This window comes from Erwinia sp. (assembly GCF_031978025.1).
GTDB lineage: Bacteria > Pseudomonadota > Gammaproteobacteria > Enterobacterales > Enterobacteriaceae > Erwinia.
Genome location: NZ_DALZCD010000003.1, coordinates 24,803 through 47,211, shown reverse-complemented (window position 1 = coordinate 47,211; position 22,409 = coordinate 24,803). Strand labels below are relative to the sequence as shown.

Annotated in this window: 19 protein-coding genes; 10 read left to right on the top strand and 9 right to left on the bottom strand. The window is 55.1% G+C overall.

What is annotated here, in order from left to right:
* Positions 1-476 precede the first annotated feature (476 nt).
* The 8 genes from RTK32_RS00715 (at position 477) to RTK32_RS00680 (ending at position 8,992) form a co-directional block, all read left to right on the top strand.
* Complete coding sequence (locus RTK32_RS00715; protein WP_312041630.1) at positions 477-1,517, top strand: dipeptidase; 1,041 nt, start codon at positions 477-479, stop codon at positions 1,515-1,517.
* Positions 1,518-1,671: 154 nt separating this feature from the next.
* Positions 1,672-1,743, top strand: coding sequence for a pyrroloquinoline quinone precursor peptide PqqA (gene pqqA / locus RTK32_RS00710; RefSeq protein ID WP_071789594.1), 72 nt, complete (start codon positions 1,672-1,674; stop codon positions 1,741-1,743).
* 52 nt (positions 1,744-1,795) lie between these two features.
* Positions 1,796-2,707 (top strand): pyrroloquinoline quinone biosynthesis protein PqqB, encoded by a 912-nt coding sequence (pqqB, locus tag RTK32_RS00705; RefSeq protein ID WP_312041629.1) that lies wholly within the window; start codon positions 1,796-1,798, stop codon positions 2,705-2,707.
* 7 nt (positions 2,708-2,714) lie between these two features.
* The gene (gene pqqC / locus RTK32_RS00700) at positions 2,715-3,467 is read left to right on the top strand and encodes a pyrroloquinoline-quinone synthase PqqC (RefSeq protein ID WP_312041628.1); all 753 of its coding nucleotides are present in this window, start codon (positions 2,715-2,717) and stop codon (positions 3,465-3,467) included.
* On the top strand, positions 3,467-3,751 hold the full coding sequence (gene pqqD, locus RTK32_RS00695) for a pyrroloquinoline quinone biosynthesis peptide chaperone PqqD (RefSeq protein WP_312041627.1): 285 nt from the start codon (positions 3,467-3,469) through the stop codon (positions 3,749-3,751). The genes pqqC and pqqD overlap by 1 nt, the downstream gene beginning before the upstream one ends.
* Positions 3,738-4,871: a pyrroloquinoline quinone biosynthesis protein PqqE gene (pqqE, locus tag RTK32_RS00690; protein ID WP_312041626.1), complete on the top strand. Its 1,134-nt coding sequence runs from the start codon at positions 3,738-3,740 to the stop codon at positions 4,869-4,871. The genes pqqD and pqqE overlap by 14 nt, the downstream gene beginning before the upstream one ends.
* On the top strand, positions 4,868-7,201 hold the full coding sequence (gene pqqF, locus RTK32_RS00685) for a pyrroloquinoline quinone biosynthesis protein PqqF (protein WP_312041625.1): 2,334 nt from the start codon (positions 4,868-4,870) through the stop codon (positions 7,199-7,201). Before pqqE ends, pqqF begins: the two co-directional genes overlap by 4 nt.
* Before the next feature lie 135 nt (positions 7,202-7,336).
* On the top strand, positions 7,337-8,992 hold the full coding sequence (locus tag RTK32_RS00680; protein WP_312041624.1) for a methyl-accepting chemotaxis protein: 1,656 nt from the start codon (positions 7,337-7,339) through the stop codon (positions 8,990-8,992).
* A 17-nt stretch (positions 8,993-9,009) separates the two neighbouring features.
* Here RTK32_RS00680 and RTK32_RS00675 read toward each other — a convergent pair whose 3' ends face one another.
* Positions 9,010-9,258, bottom strand: a complete 249-nt coding sequence (locus RTK32_RS00675) for a helix-turn-helix transcriptional regulator (RefSeq protein WP_312041631.1) — start codon at positions 9,256-9,258, stop codon at positions 9,010-9,012.
* A gap of 515 nt (positions 9,259-9,773) precedes the next feature.
* Between RTK32_RS00675 and ftnA the strand changes: the two genes are divergently transcribed.
* The gene (gene ftnA, locus RTK32_RS00670) at positions 9,774-10,280 is read left to right on the top strand and encodes a non-heme ferritin (protein WP_312041623.1); all 507 of its coding nucleotides are present in this window, start codon (positions 9,774-9,776) and stop codon (positions 10,278-10,280) included.
* Between the two features lie 46 nt (positions 10,281-10,326).
* Here the strand turns inward: ftnA and RTK32_RS00665 are convergent, their stop codons facing one another.
* From RTK32_RS00665 to RTK32_RS00640, 6 genes are all read right to left on the bottom strand, one after another.
* Positions 10,327-10,818, bottom strand: coding sequence for a GNAT family N-acetyltransferase (locus tag RTK32_RS00665; protein ID WP_312041622.1), 492 nt, complete (start codon positions 10,816-10,818; stop codon positions 10,327-10,329).
* Between the two features lie 15 nt (positions 10,819-10,833).
* Positions 10,834-11,268 carry an SRPBCC family protein gene (locus RTK32_RS00660; protein WP_312041621.1) on the bottom strand — a complete coding sequence of 145 codons (435 nt, stop codon included), beginning with the start codon at positions 11,266-11,268 and terminating at the stop codon, positions 10,834-10,836.
* Between the two features lie 144 nt (positions 11,269-11,412).
* A complete protein-coding gene (locus tag RTK32_RS00655) occupies positions 11,413-14,052 on the bottom strand; it encodes a M60 family metallopeptidase (protein WP_312041620.1) in 2,640 nt (879 codons plus the stop codon).
* A gap of 1,179 nt (positions 14,053-15,231) precedes the next feature.
* A complete protein-coding gene (locus tag RTK32_RS00650) occupies positions 15,232-16,500 on the bottom strand; it encodes a phosphatase PAP2 family protein (RefSeq protein ID WP_312041619.1) in 1,269 nt (422 codons plus the stop codon).
* A gap of 136 nt (positions 16,501-16,636) precedes the next feature.
* Positions 16,637-17,863, bottom strand: a complete 1,227-nt coding sequence (locus RTK32_RS00645; RefSeq protein WP_312041618.1) for a cupin domain-containing protein — start codon at positions 17,861-17,863, stop codon at positions 16,637-16,639.
* Positions 17,864-18,347: 484 nt separating this feature from the next.
* Positions 18,348-18,932, bottom strand: a complete 585-nt coding sequence (locus RTK32_RS00640) for a cupin domain-containing protein (RefSeq protein WP_312041617.1) — start codon at positions 18,930-18,932, stop codon at positions 18,348-18,350.
* 159 nt (positions 18,933-19,091) lie between these two features.
* Here RTK32_RS00640 and RTK32_RS00635 point away from each other — a divergent pair, with 159 nt between their 5' ends.
* Complete coding sequence (locus RTK32_RS00635) at positions 19,092-19,289, top strand: hypothetical protein (RefSeq protein WP_312041616.1); 198 nt, start codon at positions 19,092-19,094, stop codon at positions 19,287-19,289.
* 27 nt (positions 19,290-19,316) lie between these two features.
* Here the strand turns inward: RTK32_RS00635 and RTK32_RS00630 are convergent, their stop codons facing one another.
* Positions 19,317-20,024 (bottom strand): hypothetical protein, encoded by a 708-nt coding sequence (locus RTK32_RS00630; RefSeq protein WP_312041615.1) that lies wholly within the window; start codon positions 20,022-20,024, stop codon positions 19,317-19,319.
* A gap of 922 nt (positions 20,025-20,946) precedes the next feature.
* Positions 20,947-22,374 carry a PLP-dependent aminotransferase family protein gene (locus tag RTK32_RS00625; protein ID WP_312041614.1) on the bottom strand — a complete coding sequence of 476 codons (1,428 nt, stop codon included), beginning with the start codon at positions 22,372-22,374 and terminating at the stop codon, positions 20,947-20,949.
* Positions 22,375-22,409: the final 35 nt, after the last annotated feature.

Below are 22,409 nucleotides of genomic sequence, written 5' to 3'. Positions count from 1 at the left end.
ATGGACTCCTTTTCGGGCAAAGAACAGGCGTATTTTCCTGCCGCCTGTTTCTTGTCTGCTCTTTCCAGCCTTCTCCTTCCCGCGATCGTTTACGCTTTTCCTTTTCGGTTATCCGGCGCGCACTTTTCATTTCTTCCCTGCCCTTTTCCGTCCTCGCTTTCCCTTAGCAAGATTATTGACACTCCCCCTGCCGTTTAGCCCGTTACAGCATCCCGGACTGTTAGCCTCTCTTATGCCCTTTTCCGCCCCCGCCTTCCCCTTACCGTGATTATTGACACTTCCCCTGCCGTTTGCACCCTGACCCGGCTGTTAGCCTCTCTCATACGCTTTCGGCATCCTTTTTCTCCTTACCGTGATTATTTACACTTTTCCCCGCCTTTTAACGTCTTTTCGCGCCCTGACCGCATTTTTCAGCAGGCCTGATGCTGCGCTTTGAGATATCATTTGCTTAACAATGAACCCTCTGATTCATAACAATGACGCTATCGACTTCTGTGCAACCTGTTTTTGACGGCCATAACGATCTTCTGCTGCGTCTGTGGATGCAGGAAACAGGCGATCCCGTGGCGGACTGCCTGCAGGGGAGCCTGAACGGCCATTTGGATCTGCCGCGGATGCGCCAGGGGGGCTTTGCTGGCGGCCTGTTTGCGGTATTCGTCCCGCCTGCGCAGTATATAAAGCAAAGTAAAACCAACTGGCAGGAAGCGGATCACGATCCGCTGGCGATTACTGAAGCCCAGATCGCCCTGCTGCATCAGATTGCCGACCGTTCTGAAGGCAAAGCCCGTGTCTGTCGCAGCGCGAGCGACATTGAGCGCTGTATTGAGCAGGGTGTGCTGGCGCTGGTGCTGCACATTGAAGGCGCAGAGGCGCTGGATGACGAGTGCAGCCAGCTTGACCGCTGGATGGAGGCAGGCCTGCGCAGCGTCGGCCCGCTGTGGAATCTGCAAAACCGCTTCGGCACTGGCGTCACCGGCGGCTTTCCCGGCTCGCCGGACAGCGGCGACGGGTTGACGCCGGTCGGGATCAATCTGCTTCGCGTTCTTAACCAGAAAAAACTGCTGATTGACCTGTCCCATATGAATGAGAAATCTTTCTGGCAGGTGGCCGACGTCAGCAATGCGCCGCTGGTGGCTACCCACTCCAACGTTCATGCGCTCTGCCCGCAGCCGCGTAATTTAACCGACGATCAGCTGGCCGCCATCGCACAGAGCGACGGCTTTGTCGGCGTTAACTTCGGCAATGCCTTTTTGCGCGCCGACGGCAAGCGCGATAGCAACACGCCGCTGCTGCAGATCGTGCGGCATCTTGATGCGCTGCTGGAAAAATTGGGTGAAGATCGCGTCGGCTTCGGCTCTGACTTTGACGGCATCAGCGTGCCGGACGAACTGGGCGACGCGGCCGGGCTGCCGAAACTGATCGCTTTACTGGCGCAGTCGGGCTATTCATCGACACTCATTGATAAGATTTGCCGGCGTAACTGGTTACGCGTACTGAAGAAAACCTGGGGAGAATAACGCTTCCCTGTTAATCCCTGCGGCTTACAGGGTTGATATCACTCTGACACAGGTGCACCATTTGCGCCGCCCAAGGGCGATATTTGACAATAAGCTGTTTACCTGCCGAACTTAACGGGCAGATTTTTCCCTTTACACCATGAGGAGCTCCGCTATGTGGACTAAACCCACTTTTGTTGATTTACGCTTAGGTCTGGAAGTCACGCTGTACATCTCCAACCGCTAAGCCCTTATGCCCACTCAGGTGGGCATTTCCTCTCTTTTTTTCTGGTCTACACATGCAAATTAACGTTCTTGGCTCTGCGGCCGGCGGCGGCTTTCCTCAATGGAACTGCAACTGTCGAAACTGTCAGGGCGTGCGTAACGGCACGCTGAAAACCTCGGCGCGCACGCAATCCTCCATCGCCATCAGCGACGACGGCGTCGATTTTGTGCTGTGCAATGCCTCGCCAGACATTGCTCACCAGATTGCCGCCACGCCCGAGCTAAATAAAAAAGATGTCCTGCGCGGGACCGCTATCGGTTCGATTATCCTGACTGACAGTCAGATTGACCATACCACCGGTCTGCTGAGCCTGAGAGAAGGCTGTCCGCACCAGGTTTGGTGTACGCCGGAAGTGCACGACGATCTCACTACCGGTTTCCCCGTATTTACCATGCTTTCGCACTGGAACGGCGGCCTGGTGCATCACGCCATCCAGCCCGGCGAGCCTTTCTCTGTGGCAGTCTGCCCGTCGCTGAGGTTTACGGCGATCCCGCTGCTCAGCAATGCGCCACCCTATTCGCAGTATCGCGGCAGACCGCTGCCCGGCCACAATGTCGCGCTGTTTATTGAAGATACCCGCAGCGGTAAAACGCTGATGTACGCGCCTGGTCTGGGCGAGCCGGACAGCGAGCTATTGGGCTGGTTGCAAAAGGCCGACTGCCTGCTGATTGACGGCACGCTGTGGCAGGACAACGAGCTGGCGACGACCGGCGTGGGCCGCAATACCGGTAAGGATATGGGACATCTGGCGCTGGCCGAAGAACAGGGGCTGATCGCCCTGCTGGCTTCGTTGCCCGCCGAGCGCAAAATCCTTATTCATATTAATAATACCAACCCGATCCTGGATGAAGAGTCGGCTGAACGTCAGGCGTTGACGCAGCACGGCATTGAAGTCAGCTGGGATGGCATGCGTATCGACCTGTGAGAAAACCATGCAACAGACTCCCATGACGCGCGAAGCGTTCGAGCAGGCGCTGCGCGCCAAAGGCGCTTATTACCATATTCATCATCCTTACCATATCGCCATGCATAATGGACAGGCGACGCGCGAACAAATCCAGGGTTGGGTGGCTAACCGCTTTTACTACCAGACCAGTATTCCCCTGAAAGACGCGGCGATTATGGCGAACTGCCCGGATCCACAAACGCGCCGTAAGTGGGTGCAGCGCATTCTCGATCACGACGGCCATCAGGGAAGCGAAGGCGGCATTGAAGCCTGGCTGCGCCTGGGCGAAGCGGTCGGCCTGAAGCGCGAGACGCTGCTGTCGGAGGAAAGGGTGCTGCCCGGCGTGCGTTTCGCGGTAGATGCTTACGTCAACTTCGCCCGCCGCGCGCGGTGGCAGGAGGCGGCCTGTAGCTCACTGACCGAGCTGTTCGCCCCGGAAATCCATCAGTCGCGCCTGGACAGCTGGCCACAGCACTATAAGTGGATCGAAGCCGAAGGTTATGGCTACTTCCGTGGCCGCCTGAGTCAGGCTAACCGTGATGTTGAGCACGGGCTGGCGCTGGCGCTGGACTATTTCACCACCGCTGAACAGCAGCAGCGTATGTTGTCTATTTTGCAGTTCAAGCTGGATATTCTCTGGAGTATGCTGGACGCCATGACGCTGGCCTATGCGCTGCATCGTCCGCCTTACCATACCGTGACCGACCAGCCCGTCTGGCATAAAGAGAGATTGCTGTAATGACCCTTAACGACCAGCAGATACCTGCGTTTCGCCGCGGCTACCGCCTGCAGTGGGAACCGACCCAAGATTGCCACGTGATCCTCTACCCGGAAGGGATGGCGAAGCTGAACGAAAGCGCCACCGCGATTTTGCAGCTGGTGGACGGCAAACGTCCGCTCGCGGCCGTCATTGCTGAACTGAATGCCCGTTTTCCCGATGCGGGCGGCGTGGATGAAGACGTCAAAGCGTTTTTTATGCAGGCCGTTGAACAGAAGTGGATAATTTTCCGTGAACTCGCTTAAGCCTAATCCGCCGCTCTGGCTGCTGGCCGAGCTGACCTATCGCTGTCCGTTGCAGTGTCCCTACTGCTCTAACCCGCTGGATTTTGCCCGGCAGGAGCAGGAGTTGACTACGGCGCAATGGATAGAAGTGTTCAAACAGGCACGCCAGATGGGCGCCGTCCAGCTGGGTTTTTCCGGTGGCGAGCCGCTGGTGCGCAAGGATCTGCCCGAGCTGATCCGTGCCGCGCGGGATCTGGGTTTTTATACCAACCTGATCACCTCCGGCATCGGGCTGACAGAGAAAAAGATCGACGCTTTTGCCGAAGCGGGCCTCGATCATATTCAGATCAGCTTTCAGGCGAGCGACGAGACGCTGAATGCCGCGCTGGCAGGATCGCAAAAAGCCTTCCAGCAAAAGCTGGCGATGGCGAAAGCGGTTAAGGCGCACGGCTACCCGATGGTGCTGAATTTTGTGCTGCACCGCCATAATATCGATCAGATCGATCGCATCATCGAACTGGCGATCGAGCTGGAGGCCGATGACGTCGAGCTGGCGACCTGTCAGTTTTACGGCTGGGCGCAGCTGAACCGTGAAGGGCTGTTGCCCACGCGCGAGCAGATCGCCAGCGCCGAAGCCGTGGTGCAGCACTATCGCGAAAAGATGAAGGATGACAGTAATTTCGCCAACCTGCTGTTTGTGACGCCCGACTACTATGAAGAGCGGCCGAAGGGCTGTATGGGCGGCTGGGGCGCGATTTTCCTGAGCGTGACGCCGGAAGGCATGGCGCTGCCTTGCCACAGCGCGCGCCAGCTGCCGATCGCCTTTCCGTCGGTGCTGGAACATACGCTGCAGGAGATCTGGTACGACTCGTTCGGCTTTAACAAATATCGCGGCTTCGACTGGATGCCCGAACCGTGCCGCTCCTGCTCCGAAAAAGAGAAGGATTTCGGCGGCTGCCGCTGTCAGGCCTTCATGCTGACCGGCAATGCGGACAATGCCGATCCCGTCTGCGCCAAGTCCCCGCATCACGGTCAGATCCTTGAGGCACGCGAGCAGGCCAACTGCAGCAATATCCAAATCAGCCAGCTGCAGTTCCGCAACCGCACTAACTCACAGCTGATCTTTAAAACCGAAGCGTGAACGGATCCTCCTCCCGCGTAGTGAACGGCCTGCGGATCACCTTGATCCACGAGCCGTCTGCCGATCGGGCGGCGGCGCTGTTCAGGCTGTCTGCCGGCAGTCTTGACGAACCGGCGCGCTGGCCAGGCCTGGTGCATCTGCTGGAACACGTGCTGTTTGCCGGTAGCGCCGGTTTTCAGCATGAGCAGCGACTGATGGCCTGGGCACCTGCGCATGGCGCAAAACTGAATGCCAGTACCCAGGCGCATTTCACCACCTGGTTTGTGGAGATCGCCCCTGAGAGGCTGGCGCAGGCGTTATGCAGGCTGACAGATATGTTGTCGCGCCCGCTGCTGTCCGGCAAGGCGATCGCGGCAGAAGCGGCGGCGATCGAGGCGGAATATCGCATGCTGCAAAGCCACGGCCCGACACTGTGCGAGGCAGCGCTGAGCCAGGCCTTTGCCGCGCCTCATCCTGTGCATGCGTTTCACGTGGGTAGCCAGCACCATTTCGGTGACGATACGGTCGCGCTACAGCAGGCGCTGCGTAACTGGCATCACCGCTTTTTCCATACCGGCAACCTTGAGCTCTGGCTGAGCGGCCCGCAGCCGCTGGCGGAGCTGGAAGCCATGGCGGCAGAGGCAGCCGCCGTTTTTCCCCGGGCCGACACCGCGCCTGACGCACCGACGAGGTTACAGCTTAACGAACAATCCGCTTTCGCGTTGCAAAGTGCTGCTGACCAGCATTTTCAACTGAGCTTTCTTGTTAACGATCGGCCCCCTGCCAGCCTGACGCTGCTGCGCGAGCTGCTGACCGATAAAGCATCGGGTAGCCTGCTGGCAACGCTGCGTGAACAGGGATTGTGTGATGAGATCTCATTGCTGGAGCCTTACCGCAGCGCGCGGCAGTCGGTAGCGAGCGTCCGTTTTCAGCTAAGCGGGCTTCAGCTGGCGCAGTGCGTCCGTATTGAAGCGCTGTTCCGTCGCTGGCTGGCACAGCTATCCGGGCTGACGATAACGCAGCGCGCGCACTATGCCAGCCTCACGCAGCGGCATTTCAGTCAGCTTTCTCCGCTCGATCGACTCCGCGAGCTGGCCTCAGGCTTCCCCCCGGCACAAGCGACCACGCCGCTGCCGCTGCCGCACAGCTTCAGTCGCCTGTGGGTATCGCCTACAGTCAGCGCGCCGGAAGTGCAGGCACAGGGTTTTACGCTAAAGCTGGCCGCTATTGACTGGCCGAAGGCGGCACCCGACACCTCGCTGGCTATGCATTTTTATTCGCCCGCAGCCCTGCCCGAAAGCCCTAAGCTCCCTGCAGCGCAAAGCGCGTTGGCAGTAGTGGATGCACCGGGCGATCCCACGTTGTTGCTTAGCGTTCAGCCAGGCCTGTTGCTTTGTCGGCGTACTGCCGCGCTGATTGAGGCCGCGTTGCAGCCTGTCATGGGTGATGCCTTGCATGGCGGTGGCGAACTGGTCTTTTCCCGGCAGCACGGGCTGTGGCAGCTACGGCTCAGCGGCCACAACGCACTACTCGCCGCCACGCTGAATCGAGCAGGGGTGGCTCTGGCGGATCCGTCGGCCGCCACCCAAGCCTTTGCCGGACGCCTTTTTCACAAGGCGCTGCAGGCTGATGATATCGCTATCCGCTGTTTACTGGCTCGCCTGCCCGATTTATTGAGCAGCACGTCAGCGGATTCGCTGACGACGATACGCTGGCAGGCTACGCTTTACGGCGGCGCGGACGATAGCGCAGACACCGTGTCACGGCTGCTGACCAGGCTGCCGGGCGTGATTGAGCCAGGCCGGTCGTCACCGCCGGTGTTTCCCACGCAGCCGCACTATGGTTGCCCGACGCCAGGAGAGGACGCAGCGGTGCTGGTGTTCTGTCCGCTGGCCGGGCCAGGTGCCATCGGCTTAACCCGCTGGCGCCTGCTCGCCGCAGTGTTTGAACCACGCTTTTTTCAGCAGCTGCGGGTCGAGGCCAACGTTGGCTACGTGGTCAGCTGCCGTTTTCATCAGGTCGCCGGACAGGCCGGCCTGCTGTTTGCGCTGCAATCGCCTGCTTTAAGCACGGAGGCACTTTTCCGACATATCGATCGGTTTATCGTCCGCATGGCGGAAACGGTAAAGGGTTTAACAGCCGAAACGCTTAATGACAGCTGGCTTTCACTGGTGACTGCCCTGCCCACCAGCACGCCACAGCACCGTGATCACATTACCGCCCACTGGTTACATCAGCAGCTTAACCTGCCGTTCGACGTTGCACAGCCCACGCCTGAGCAGCTGCGCCTTGCTTATCAACAGCTGACCGACAGCCGCGCACGCTGGTGGCGGCTGAGTAATAGCGCCTGACAAATTTTACCACCCGCCAAATTTAATCGATTCAGCTTATCTTTTATTCATTGCCTGAGCCCCGTACGGCATAAAGTTTCTCTTCGTGACTACCGATAAGCTTTATATCTTCTCCCCTTTTTCAGAGTACGCAACATGATAAAAAATATTAAAGTTGTGACCAGCATCGTTATCATGCTGGTGATTTTCAGTGGGTTGTTGCTGGTTTCCAGCGCGCTCTCTTTTAATGCCATCAGCCAGGACAAAAACAACTTCACCCGTGCCAGCGTGCTGACACAGCAACAGGGCCAGCTCAGCGATACCTGGCAGTCGCTGCTGAAAACGCGCATCGCCATTAACCGCGCGGCTATCCGCATCCTGAAAAAACAAACTGACCCGGATACGCTGGCGGCTATCAATAAGCTGCTGACCAGCGCCACTGCCCAGCTTGAACAGGCGCAGGCGCATTTTGACCGCTATCAGCATGCCCCCGTGCAGTCCGGACAAAGCAGAGAGATTGCCGCCAACCTGGCGGCCAGCTATCAGCAGATGGCCGATACGATGAAGCAGTCGGTCCAGTTTCTCGGCGCAAATAATTACGAGGCCTACGGCAATCTGGAAGCGCAAAAAGCCCAGGACAGTTTGGATACCAGCTATAACCAGTGGCGTGCCCAGAACAAGCAGCTGCTGGCGGCCGGCATTGAGGTTAACCAACAGGGCTTTACGCATATGATCTGGACGCTGGCAGCGGTGCTCGTGCTGCTGCTGGTGGTGGTGCTGGTCATCTGGAAAGTGATCAAGGAAGTCCTGCTGCATCCGCTAAAGCAGGTAGAAGAACATATCCAGCACATCGCCGAAGGCGAGCTGACCCGCACGCTGACGGTGGAAGGCCGTAGCGAAATAGCTACGCTGGCCACGCACCTCTCTGCCATGCAGCAGTCGCTGACCACTACCGTCAGCCACGTACGGGAAAGCTCCGACGCCATCTATAGCGGCGCGAGCGAAATTTCTATGGGCAATAATGACCTGTCGGCCCGTACCGAAGAGCAGGCCGCCTCGCTGGAGCAGACTGCAGCCAGTATGGAAGAGCTGACCGCCACGGTGAAACAGAACGCCGAAAATGCGCGTCAGGCCTCGCAGCTTGCGTCGAGCGCGTCGCAGACCGCGCTTAAAGGTGGTCAGGTGGTGGATGGCGTGGTACGCACTATGAGCGATATTGCCGGCAGCTCGAAGAAAATCGCCGACATTATCACCGTGATTGACGGTATCGCCTTCCAGACCAACATCCTGGCGCTTAATGCCGCTGTGGAAGCTGCCCGCGCGGGCGAACAGGGGCGCGGCTTTGCCGTGGTCGCAGGCGAAGTACGTAACCTTGCGCAGCGCAGCGCCCAGGCGGCGAAAGAGATCAAGACGCTGATTGAAGCCTCCGTCAGCCGCGTCGACGCCGGTTCGCTCCAGGTCGCTACCGCCGGAGAAACGATGCACGATATCGTTGACGCTGTAGGGCGCGTCACCGCCATTATGGCAGAGATCGCTTCCGCTTCTGACGAACAGAGTCGCGGTATCGATCAGATTGGCCAGGCGGTCACGGAGATGGATCGGGTAACGCAGCAGAACGCCTCGCTGGTACAGGAGTCCGCCGCCGCCGCCGCCTCGCTGGAGGAACAGGCTACCCGCCTGGCTCAGGCCGTTGCCGTGTTCCGGACCGGCCATTCGCGCGCGCCAGCCTTAAAGTCGGTCGCCGCCTCAGCGGCAAAGGCTCCGAAAAAAATGCAGCCAGCGACCGGTGAAGGAAACTGGGAAACGTTTTAAACAGGCGGCGCTGAGTCTCACCGCCCGTTCTGATGATGATACTTATGTGGCCGACCCGGATGTCGATAGCGCGTCGGCCATATTTTCTCAGGCGCAATGTCCAGCGCTTCAGCAATCAGCCGCTCGCCTTTTGGCCAGGGACGGCGCAATGCATTAGCCAGCGTCGAGGACGCCAGTCCCGCCTGCCGGGAAAGTGCCGATAAATTCGTCCCTCTCTTTTTTAACGCAGCGATAATGTCTGCGGTATGCCAGTCCTTTAGCTCCATCATGCCTCCTTTCTGTGAACCCAACGTTATTGGCGGCCAGCCCGCTTATCGTCTCATCTCTCTTCTCACACCGTTACCGCGGTTGATATCCCTTTCAGGGAGAAAAACCTCAGTCGCTGCAATACGGCGCGGAAACGCCAATATTATATTCTTTACCTACAACGGCATTTATTCTTTCTCTGTTATACAGCGAAAAGGCGCGTTTTTAAATATTTATTCCTCTAAATGCAGCGATTTATATAATAAAAAAACCATGCAAATCATTAGGTAGACCAGTAATGAGGATGGCTTATTTATACCAGTAAAATGCCGCGCATCCTCTCGTGAATAGCTAACAGGAATAGTTATCAGAACCATTACAGTACATGCCGCCAGCGAAAAAGATGATAATAATTATCACTCCTCCTTTTTGTGCGCTAAAAATATAAATATCTTTTTATCCGGTTTTTATTTCCGCATTTCCCGTGCATAATGCGGCAAATAAATGACTTTGCCTGCCAATCTCTGGAGCCGCTATGCTGACTGCCGAAATGACCGCTCGCCTGAACGATCAGTTAAATCTGGAATTTTTTTCCGCTAATCTCTATTTACAGATGAGCGCCTGGTGCGCCGATAAAGGGTTTGAGGGCGCCGCCGCCTTTCTGCGCGAGCACTCCCGCGAAGAGATGCAGCATATGCAACGCCTGTTTAACTACCTGAGCGATACCGGTGCCATGCCGGTTCTGGGCAGTATTGCAGCGCCACCGGTGACCTTTGATTCACTGAACAACGTGCTGGAACAGGCTTACGAGCACGAACAGCTGATCACCGCAAAAATTAATGAACTGGCCCATGCGGCGATGACTTCTCAGGACTACTCCACCTTCAACTTCCTGCAATGGTACGTGGCCGAGCAGCACGAAGAAGAGAAGCTGTTTAAATCCGTACTGGATAAGCTGGCGCTGGTCGGCACCAGCGGTAAAGGGCTGTTCTTTGTCGATAAAGATCTCATGCAGATGAGCACCTCAGACGAGCAGGCCTGAGGTTAAGGGGCGATCGCCGTCGCCCCGCAGGTGCTCTTCTTTTCTGTTACAGCGTCAGATGATAGAACTTCGTATCCACTTTCATGACGGGAAAAGCGGCAGGTAACGCGGCTTCGGCCACTTCGCTAAAGCCGTTTTTCTCGTAAAAACGGTGCGCTGCCAGGAATTTTGCGGTGGTGCCCAGCCAGATAGCCTGAAGCTGCTGCCCGCGAGCGTGCGCAAGCAGCGTTTGCAGCAGGCTGTTGGCGACTCCCCGATCCTTGCCTCGCCAACCTTCTGCCACAAACATCTTTCGCAACGCGGCTTGCCCCTCGCCGATATCCTTCAGCGCGATACAGCCCACCACGGCATCATCAGCTGTTGCCACCCAAAACTCGCCCGCGCCCTGCTGATAAAAATTCGGGATATCGTTAAGGTCTGGCTGCTGCTCTACCGAAATCGGGATACCGAACTCATGATTCTGGATAGGCAGGATCAGATGGTTGACGCCTGCCTGGTAACGAGAATGAAAGCGCTGCACGATAAAGGAGGTATTCATGGTAAAAGACCTTTTTCAGCCCGCCTGTTGCGCGATGTTTTGCAGACAGGTCGCAAATACGCCTTCGCTAACGCTCTTCGCCACTTCCTGCTCATCATGCCCCGCATTGACCTTGAAATCCGCCCACCATTCCGCCAGCGTAGTGCCGTCGTTTTTCGGCGTCAGCTTCACCACCGCTACGTAATCCGTGACCGGCATAATGCCGTCCAGGATCGCGTAGTGCAGCTCCCAATGGGCTTTATCCAGTTTTACCAGACGCTCCCGTACTGTACCGTCGGGCAGCGTGAGTTTTCTGACCACGCCAACCTTGCTTTCCATCGCGCCATCTTCCAGTTCGCTGTGGGAGATGGCCGGATGAATGTTCGGTATCCCGTTAAAGTCGGCAATCAACGGCCAGATTTTTTCTGGCGTGGCGGTAATGATACGGCTGGCATAAGACGTGTGCGACATAACAATACTCCTGTGAATATTAAAAAATTTAACTCTAGCATGGAATACAGCATGCTTTTATCCGTTGCTGCGCGTGACGTAAAAAAAGCCGGACATTTAAAAAATGCCCGGCTTTACGCTTAGTGTTTAACGCTTAGCACGCCGTTAAATTTCCGTCCATGGACGGCCATCGCCATCGGGTGCGCCGGTGGTACTATCAAGGCCGGGTTCAATATTTGGCCCGATCCACCACCTGGCAAGATAGTTTCGCCCCTTATGGGAAACCCGTTCGCCACCGTTATAAATCCGGTTTGCTTCCCACAGTGGATAAAGCGAGGGCGTAGGTTCCGGTACTTCCGGCTCCTCTGGTACTTCCCGCTCTTCCGGCTCTTCCGGTACTTCCGGCTCTTCTGGTACTTCTGGTACTTCTGGTACTTCCGGTACTTCCGGTTCTTCCGGTTCTTCCGGCTCCTCCGGCTCCTCTGGTACTTCCGGCTCCTCCGGCTCTTCTGGTACTTCCGGCTCCTCCGGTATCTTGCTATCGAAGCGCATATCAAAGTCCGTTGCAGGCCTTCCGGCAACCAGTTGGGAAGGCAGGCGGTCAAAGTTGGTTAATCGTTTATAGCCATAGGCTTCAATAGTGGCGACAGTTTGTGCTGTCAGATTAAATTTCCAGAGCCGGAAGAACTCAACCAGGTTGGTTTGGGTTATCTTCGAAGCCATCATTGCCAGCACGTTCATCTGCTGGTCGTCCGTCGCGCCGAGAGTAAACTCCGGATCGCTTACTTGCCCAGCCAGATTAGCTCTGTAGCGCTGATGCAGGTCGAACATAAAATATTTGCCGAAAATAAAGAAAAGATGATGGAACATATTTTCCCGACTTTCCCGATCCAGACTGGCATAAGAACTGCTTCTGGCAATGGCGTTATAGGAGGTTCTGAACAGGGGATCGTAGCGCTCCACCAGCGAGGAAAGGCGGGTATTATAGGCACGGACGGCAAAGGCATAGATATTTACGCTTACCTCCATCTGGCCGCCCCAGTTTAACCCCCGTGTTTGCAAAGTATGACCAACCTCATGCCATATGCCCCAGAAGCTGCGAACCTCAGCAGGCGTAACCATACGACGAGTCAAATCGCCAAAATAATTCAGCCGGTCGTGCGTGGCCGACATATAGCCGCTGCTGAGGCGTACATAGTGATAAGGATTGTGGTCAGGTCGATGCAACGGATTGGCATGGTTCGGGCTCAGGCCCGCTGCAAAATGCGCGGCAACAATATACTCGTCGTAAATATCAGCCAGCTCCTGCATATTGACCTGGTTCTGCCGGGCCTTGAAAAATTCGCGATCTATAATCAGGATAAAAGAGTCGGAAACCATTTCATAAAAATTGGCCTCTTTATAAATGTTAATCATCTCCAGCCACTGACGCTGTGTGGTCTGCCGGGTTCTGAAGACCGGATAATAGAGCGCGTTAGTTGCCATAATGCGGAACTGCGCTTTTCTCTCCGTATCGTTAACGTCAGATGACATAGCCTGAATGTAGAAAGGGTTATCTCCACCGGCTACGTTAATCACATTCATGCCTTTTTTCAGGCGATGCGTCACCGATCCCGTCCACTGACCTTCTCTGGCGATAAGGGTGTCGCCTGGCTTTACACCATCAATCCAGATAAGCACCCGGGTAGCCTGGCGGAAAAACAGCCCGGTAACGTTACGCTCCGCACGACGGAACTGGCATCTTATACGGTTCATTTCTGCCGCAGCGGTTGGCCTCACAGAAAGAGAATAAGTTTCCTCAACCTGAGGCAAATCCGCATGGACGCCGGTATAAATGATGTGGGGTGCGTTCAGATCGTCGACAGGAACAGACCGTGAGCCGATGGGTTTCCAGCGGGTGCCATTTGAGCTGCCATAAATGCGTATATCGCTTATTCGGCCTTCGGTAACATTGGCCAGGGGCGTATAGATAATCGCGTTGACGTCTGTCGAGACTCCCAGATCGATCACACAATAGTTAGGCAGCGCGTCATTCACTTTCCAACAGGTGGTCGCCTGGCCATCAAACAGATTTTGCGCCCCCTGCATTGAGGTTGCTTCGATAACACGCAGCTGGTTTGGATTCAGTACCATGCCGGAGCTGGTGATAACGTCAATCCCGGCCATACACGTCACGTTCTGGTTGTTCGCTTCACCCATGGCGACAATCTTAATAAAATGGATAGCGTTTGCACTGCCCATCGTTTCTTCCTGCGTTTCTAACACCAGCTGAGGCTGCAGACGGCTCACCCAGGCAGAAGAAAACTCATGGTAGAGAAGAGGCTCACTGCTTTCCAGGGCCAGCGAAAATTTCCCGCTGGCGAGCAGCTCGCTAAAAGGCACGCCGCCGTCCAGCTCTATTGTCAGCCAGCCCTGATCATCCGCATCGGCGGTATTAAACGATGCCAGCCGAACGCTTTTCTTAGGGCGGTTGACCCAGTTAAAGGATGTTTGCCAAAAATCACTGTTTTCGACCAGAAAAACGTCGACATTGCCCGTTGCATTAGAACGACGATGCAAACGCAGCGTTGCCCGCCCAATCAGTCCACTGTGATTATACTTTGCCACGTCGAAGCCGAGAAAGGCGACGCGATGGGTGGCGCCGTTATTATCGTCTCGTTTCACAATCAATCGTGTTGGCTGCTGTTCTGACAGCACGCCGCTGTTGGCGACAAAAGTATTAGAGGTAACCGTCTGAATAAAGGTTTTTTTCTCGCTGCATGGTAGCGGAGAGACTTGTTTGATAACTGCTTCAGCAGAAGACATAAAAAGCACCCTATAATATAGTGCTCCGGTAATAAACGCGGAGAAAAATGGAGCCACCACCCTGCAAGAAGAAAACAGAAGAATATAATGATAAAAAATTATTTTTTATTATTAAGCCTTTTTGCGCTTCTCTTCCAAAACAATCTGAATATATCTGATAAATTAATCACTATTTTTAAATATGCATCCCATCAACGTATTTTTAAACAGAGGGTAAATTCGGCCATTCATTATTCACCAGAAAGGGGATGCCGCTATCGACTTTAATCAATAATGAATGTGCTTTTCAGATATTTTTAAGAACCGCCCTTTTATTCTTTAGCATAATAAAATCATAGATTTTTCTATTTGATAGCCGGGAGCACTCTGCTTAGTTTCATACTCTTCAAATGGCCACTTTATTGAGCTTTGTCCTGGCCAGGCTTGCCCGCCCGCTGGTTTTTGCCCCTCTTAAAGGATCGTCAGTCTGTAACATGACGGATAATTAGCCGTTACCCCTGATTTCTACCACGCTTATTCCGCTTATCTTTGTTGGCGTCCGCTGTATGTGCACCAGCGTGAGCACGTTCTTACCCTCGGCATCAGCGCGAAGGTAACCCTATCACCATAACCATATTGACCGAACTGTCCGTCTGGCCAGCCACTGTCAGTTCGCTTTCTGTGTGGCCCGGTGTGCTTTCAGGATCAGACTGGCGTGACAAATGATTATTTGCCCCGTTAAACAGCGCCTACCCTCGGTGGCGATATACCGCTTCTGGATTTTTTCCGCGTAATGATGAGGAGGCGCAGCCTGCCATCGGTTACCTGTTCATCGCGCCTGCCCGCTGCTGGCAGTGTTGTCCACTCAGAGCGCGCAGCCACTAGCGACACGCTGGCGACAACGCTAAAAAGAACCCGGCTCGATTTTGGCGCGCTGCCCGAAAGGGGTGTAAAAACCGAGGAGCCGGTAGCGGTAAAATAACGCAACACAAAAGGTCATTCGGGGCAGAAGACGCCCTTTTATAACGCGACACAGAAGGTCCTTTGGGCGCGAAGAGGCTCTTTATAACGCGATACAAAAGGTCCTTTGGCCGCGAAGACGCCCTTTATAATGCGACACAGAAGGTCCTTTGGCCGCGAAGACGCCCCTTTATAACGCGACACAGAAGGTCCTTCGGGAGCGAACGCGCCCCTTTTCTTTTATCCTTTATGGGCCGCCGCAGCGGAAAGATCCAGCCGCTGCCAGAAGTTCTGCTCCGGTGTGCTGCCGGCAAGCGGATAACCGCCGTCAATAGCGGTCGCGATCATGCGTTGACGACGCTGCTGCGCGTTCAGATGCGGCAGGGCGGCCTCTAACAGAACCTCAGCCCCTTCCGGCACGGTAACTGAATCCTTCTTCACTTTTTGCTGCGGCAGATCCCAGGTCATCGCAAAGCGAGCAAACTGCTGCATCTGCGGCGCGGCATAAGGATCGGCTGTGCCTGACGGTTTGGCGCATTCGGCGAGCGTGGTACCGCACTCTTTCTCCAGCGCGGCACGCAGCTGCTCCTTCGCTTCGGCCAATAGTGCGCGATACTTCGCATCGTTGAGATAGTGCGCCACGTTGCGCTGTGCCACCATGCGCGAACCTGTCAGATCGATGGGATAGTGCACGCCCAGCACCATGCGTGAATAGCCATAACGTGAGGCGCGATCCACCAGTGGCACAAAGCGTTCCGGTACCATTACGCCTAACAGCAGCGCATCGGTCCAGGCCGTATTAGTGTGTCCACTGGGAAAAGAGCCTTCACTCGCCTGATAGGGCTGGTTGTCTTTTACCACTGCCGTATCCGGCACTGCATGGATAGTGTTACCCGGCATCAGGAACGGGCGAGGATAATTAAAGTGCGTTTTGGCTGCGCCGGTACTGACCTCACTGGCCTTAATCAGCGCGGCCGCGCGGCCGATCTCGCCTTTATTATAGGCGTTCAGAAAGGCCTTACCCAGCCTGGGTCCCAGCGCATCTGCCAGAAAAAAGAGATAGTTTTGCCCTTCCGCATCGATAATCGCCTGACGGCGCTGGCCGTCGGTCGCGCTGAGGTTAACCTGTTCCACGCGCTGCATACTGGCATCCAGCTCGCTTTTCGGCAGCGTGGTGAAAGCGCTCAGCAGCGCGATGCCCGCCTGCTGGTTGGCTTTCTTGTCAAAGTCATAGCCACTGGCCTTAAGCCAGCCGGTATCCGCCAGCTTATCGCTCTGCGCGGTTTTCTCCAGCTGCGCACGCGTCAGTTTGGCGGCATTACCCTGCAGCGCGCTGATGAGCGATTGCTGGATCTGAGCGTCAAAAGCCGCAAAGTCAGCATCGCTGCTGGCAGGCGTGGTGGTGTCCACAATGGACTGGATTCGATCGAGATCAACGGGTGCGGTTTTGGCGTAAACGACCTGCCCAAGCAGCAGCGCACTGGCCAACAGAGAATAGCGAAAGCGCATGAAATTTCCTTAATTTATATCAGTTAGTTTTATGGCGTTCATGCTGGAAGAGGTTGATGACAGGAAGGTGACAACTTATATTTTGAAACGAATTGACGCTGGGGTTGGGCCGTTTCCCTGCGGCCCGGGCTCTTTCTTAACCGCCGACCACCGGCTTTTTGGTTTTATCCAACGCCTGCATAAAAACGTCGTCAAGATGCAAATGCTGGCGCACCAGCTGGGGCGGCGTTGAGGCCAGCCATTGATTCAACGAAATATCCGCATAGTAGCTGCTTTTAAACAGCTCCAGAAAACGCAGCGGCTTGTCACCGGTGTTTTCTACATAATGACCCATTGCGAAAGGCACATAGCCGACATCACCCGCGCGAAAATCGAAAGTGCGCGCCTGCCCCGAGGAGGCAAACACCCCCATACGGCCTTCACCTTCCAGATAGTATTGCCATTCGTCGGTATTGGGATGCCAGTGCAGCTCGCGCATCGCGCCCGGTTGGAGTTCTACCAGCGCCGCCGCGATGGTTTTTGAAACCTTAAAGACGGAGGAATCGGTAATCCGTACCGTGCCGCCCTTCAGCGTGATGGGTTGCTGCGCCAGCATTCGGTGGCTGAAAGCCGTCGTGGAGCGGGTTGCGCCCGCAATGGCATCCTGCTGCAGATCGCCCGGTGTTGTGGCAGCGAAAATATATTCATCGGCCGGCGAAGGGAGCTTGCTGAAAGTTTCTGGTGGCACGCCGAAGTTTTTCGCCAGCACCTCCGGCGGCACGTGCTTAAACCAGTCACTAAGCAGGAAAGTACTGTCTTCATCAAAGCCGCCATTGTCGAATGCCAGCAGGAACTCGCAGCCGTCCGGACCCAGCCCCTGAATCGAGTGCGGCACGCCGGGAGGAAAATACCAGAGATCGCCCACGCCTACGTCATCCACAAACCAGTGGCCGTCCACGTCCAGTGCGGTGATGCGTGCCTTGCCGTACAGCATATAGGCCCATTCACCCTCTTTGTGCCAGTGCAGCTCGCGGATACCGCCGTTGTTAAGGCGCATATTAACGCCGGCAATGCTTTTGGAAACGCCCAGCTCGCGTTCGGTAATCTGCCGCGTCCAGCCGCCGCTGCCTTTGCGCACGTGTGAATCGCTATAGGAAAAACGCAGGTTAGGCAGCGTGCCGCTGTCGGTGGAGGGCGGATTGACGATATCGGCGTTTTCTCCCTGCCGCAGCGGATCGTGTGGGCCGGGATCGCTGCCGCCCATCTGGCCGTTCCAGGGTTGTGCGGCGACGGTACGATCGTGAGCATGAACGGAGCCAGCCGCCAGCGCGACGGTTCCTCCGGCGGCAAAGGTCATAAAGCTGCGACGTGTAATAGGATTCATGTCTGCTTCCTTGTGTCGAAAAGTTAAGGTGCATCGCGCTGTACAGCGGACGCGAACTTAAGATTAACTACACAAAAATCAACAGACCCTAACTGCGGAAAAGCTTAACTTCGATGATTTGTAAAAAATAAGGCATCTAAAAATTTTATCGATACTTTAGAAAAATTTATAAAAAATGGTCTATTGAGGGGCGTAATTCTAACGTCAGAACGTGGTTAATTCTATTTGCCAGCAGCAATCTCTTCCAGGCGCCTGCGGCCATCAATTATTTTTATTAAAGGGAAGGTGCGCAGGAAACAACTGGTTACGTGGTTACGCAGGTGGAAAAATATCGTGGCGACATTATCACCCTCACGTGGCGAACCGGGGCCATGCAGCGGCCTGCAAACACTCAGCCCTTTCAGGAAGCGTAAATACCGTCAGGTTATAAAAATGAAGGGGGGCGCGTCTGGCGTAACAGACGCGTCGGGAGGAAGTAAAAGATTTAGTTCTGTAACGGGTGCCAGATTTCCGTTACCGCACCTTCACCGCCGGTAATTGGATCGAACGGTGGAACAGGCACGCGCTTGATAGCGTGTAGCGAGGCCTCCACGTCTTCCAGATCGCTGCGTCGTGTGACCGGCTCCATTTTTTGTGGGTAAGCGCCCACGGCAAAAAAATCCTCACTGGCCGCCATCTGCTGATGACCGACGCCCGCAGGGATCAGGATGGCGTCGCCCGCATGGACGGTAACTGCCCTGCCCGTTTCGCCACCGAAGAGAATTTGTGCCCAACCCGCGCCAATGCCCAACAGCTCATGGGTGTTGGGATGATAATGCGTATAAGGATAGATCGGCGCACGCCAACGCGGCGTCCAGCGATGAAGGGCAAAGGTCTCTTCAAAATAGCCCGCCACATCTTCCACCTCAGCCGGTACGACGCGGGGGTAAATAATCAGCGGCAGCGGATTGTTCGGGACGCCGCTGGCTGGCTGAAAGGTCATATACTGTGGGTTGTTTGAAGACCCTGCAGAAAAGGTCCCGGCCGCAAAAGACATCATCGCAAGCAGGTTACCAGCATGGGGTAGCATAAGATGCCTCCTGTTATTTCGGTGTTAATTAATTGTGGCATTTGGTGGCAAAGATGCAATCATTTCTATTGGTTTTTGATCACATAACTTCTTAATTTTTCACCGCTTAACCCAAATTATTGCGCAACAGGATACGCCTGAAAAAGATAAGGCTATTTCGTGCGCTTAAATAGCCTGGGCGCAGACAACAAATGGCAGTTTTTTTTCAAAACAGACCTTTTAAAAAAAGTTAAAATAAAGCCAAACGGCGGCTTCATTATGCAATCCGTATTAGAAGGCAGGGGAAAACTTACGCTTGCCCTGCCTGTCACAAGGCACTGGATCACTTACGTTTCGGCGCTGTTTGCCATTGCCTGAAACGGGCCGTTTACCGCGGCTTACAGGCTATCCTGAAAACGTTTCTTTTCGCGCGGCTCGGAGGCTGGTGGCAAAAAGGGCACAGACGCTTTCTTTATCCTGCTCAGGCGGGATCGCCGCCAGCAGCAGAAGCAGGTTCCTCACGCGCTGGCAGAGACGAGTGAAATTATTTTCCCATTCCTCTACAGGATGCCCGGGGAAAAAGTTGTGGCAGAGTTCATAAAACAAAAAATTGGTCAGGATTTTTTGCTGTGCGCTACTTGCGCGGTGCTGCTCCCACTCGGTTTGCCCTCGTGTCTCCTCCGGCCTGTCCCGCCTTTCTATCCATTTTTGCAGCCGGACATCCTGGTCAACGACTCCCTCCATCGGCAGGTTTTCCCCCTTTTGCAGCACCAACGGTGGATACCCTTTTTCACCATATTGTCGACAAAAATCCTGCTCCAGCCGCTGGCGAGCAGTGATTTTTAGCCAGTCTTGCGCCAGTGCCGCCCGCCGTGTTGGATCCAGCGGACGGCACTGATGGATAAAACCGTGCAAGACATAAAGCAGCAGGGCAGGATCGTTTCTATACGCCTCAAAAAGCTGCAAACAATGGTGGTTCATCTGCAGGCGCTCGTGGGAAACCGCAGGTAGGTGCTCTGCCAAATCATGGCTGAAGGTCAACACACAGGGCGCCGTCAGGCTCAGAATCTCCGCTGCGGCACGGTTGCAGCTGATATCTGCGCTGTGGCGCACATGGTTATTCCAGCGGAACTGCAGCAGCGGTGACGCGCCGTTGCAGCCTGGGCAGCGGCAGCAATGGATATTTTGACGCAGGCGCAGAACATAATCAGGTGTCCAGACGCTAGCCGTGGCGCTTTCTCTGAATAAAGAAGCCGTATTGTCCCTTTTACTTTGCTTTCCGTTATGGCCTCCGGCAACATTATTTTTCATCGTCTTTATGCCGCCCTGGTTTAAATTTATTAATAGAATTAACAAAAAACAAATAAATCCCTATTCTCATCATGGTATTCCTTACCTGATTTAACTTGCTATCGGTTTATTTGCAGCCTAATGATTATTTAAAGCGTGGATCAACCTGACGCCGCCTTCCTTATTAATCTAATACAAAAATATAACAAGTCGGTGGCCATAAAAAAGCGGCACGTCACGCATTTTAATTCTGACAACCTGTAATTAAAATAAACGAAAGTGTATTACCTCTTAAGCGGGACAGTTTGCGCCCGGCAGCTCTCCGCAAGGCGTCCCGCTTTCCCTTAAGGCGTTTTTTTTGGCTATTTTAGTAAGTTAAACCGATGCCGAATAAGTCATGTCCTGGCCGCCCGGTTTATTTATGCTGAAAAAAAGATCTGAAGGCGTTACGCAGATTCGACGCCTTGTAAAATGTCAGGTTTCTTATCAGCAGGCGATTGCACAAGTTTGGCATGGCCCTTTACCAGGCGGCCCGGAACGCTCTGGCGAGGGGTAAAAGAGCCAGTAATTGCCAGAGCTTTGGCAAGCAATACTCTGTCTGAACAGACTATTCTTGCCAGCAGCCAGGTGCCGGCGACCGTCAAACAGGGCATGCAGAAGCTGTTACAGCTAAAAGGAGAAGTCGGTTTTTACGCTATTTACCTGCTGAGCCAGGGCCAGCAGCGCCCCTCTGCCGTGCGATTTATCAGGGCCAGCGCTGGCCCTGAAGCATTTCCGCAATTAATCTGCCCAGCCTTGCCACCGCTCCTTCTCGCGCCTCGTTCCATTCCCAGCCCGCATTAAAGCGAAAAGAGTTGGCGTACTGTTCGCTGGTAGAAAACATTTTGCCGGGCGCGATACTGATTTTTTCCTGCAGCGCCCGGTAGTAGAGTTCGTTTGTATTGACTGCTTCCGGCAACTCGATCCATAAAAAGTAGCCGCCTTGGGTATCATTAATTTTGGCGCTGGCGGGCAGATGCCGCCGCAGCGCCTGCCGTGCCTGGCTTTTACGCTGTTCCAGCCGCTGGCGCAGCCGCCGTAAATGTACGTCATAGCTACGGCTGCTCAGGTAGTCGACCAGCGCCAGCTGCATCGGCGCGCTGGTCGACATCGTGCTCATCAACTGCAATCGCTGAATGCGCTGCGCGTGCCTGCCCGCCGCTACCCAACCCACGCGGAAACCCGCGACCAGATTTTTGGAAAAAGAAGAGCAGTGCAGCACGCTGTCCTGCTTTTCAAAGGCTTTTGCCGGCAGCGGTTTTTCACTGCCGAACCAAAGCTCGCTATAGACGTCGTCTTCGACCAGCGTGACCTGATGCGCTTCCAGCAATGCCACCAGCGCCTGCTTTTTCTCACGGCTTAACGTGTAGCCCAGCGGGTTTTGCTGATTGGGCATCATCCAACACGCTTTGACCGGCAATTTTGCCAGCGTGGCGGCCAGTTCCGTCAGATCGATACCCTGTTGCGGATGTGAGGCGATAGCGACAGCCTTAAGCTGAAGTCGCTCAATAGCCTGTAACGCGCCGTAGAAACAGGGGTTTTCCACCACCACCCAGTCGCCAGGCGAAGTGACTGCCTGAAGGCTCAGATTCAGCGCCTCCATCGCGCCGTTGGTGATCACTATCTCCTCGGGCGAAACCTGAACGCCCTGTAACGCGTAGCGTTTTGAGAGCGTTTTGCGCAGTGCCTCATTGCCTGGCGGCAGATTGTTTATGGCGTCCGCCGGTTTTAACGAGTGCGAAACGGCGGCAAGCGAGCGCATCAGCTGACGCTGCGGGAAGAGTTCAGGATCGGGAAAGGCGGAGCCGAAAGGCATCATATCCAGGTCGCGGCACGCCTGTAGCACCTCGAAAATAAAGTCGTTGATATCGACCGATTCTGTCAGCTGCACTTTTTGATGGCTGGCGGGCGGGCTGAGGGCTGCCGCCCGGGGAGCGACGTAATAGCCGGACTGAGGACGGGAGAAGATCCAGCCCTGGCTCTCCAGCACCTGATAGGCGTGCATGACCGTCATCAGGCTCATCCCGCTTTGCGCTACCTGTTCACGCAGCGAAGGAAGCTTTTCGCCCGGCAGCCAGATCTCGCGGGCTATTTGCTGCTGGATTTGGTCAATTAACTGCAGATATTTTGCCAAAACTGTAACAGGCCCGTGCTCACGAATGAGCAACT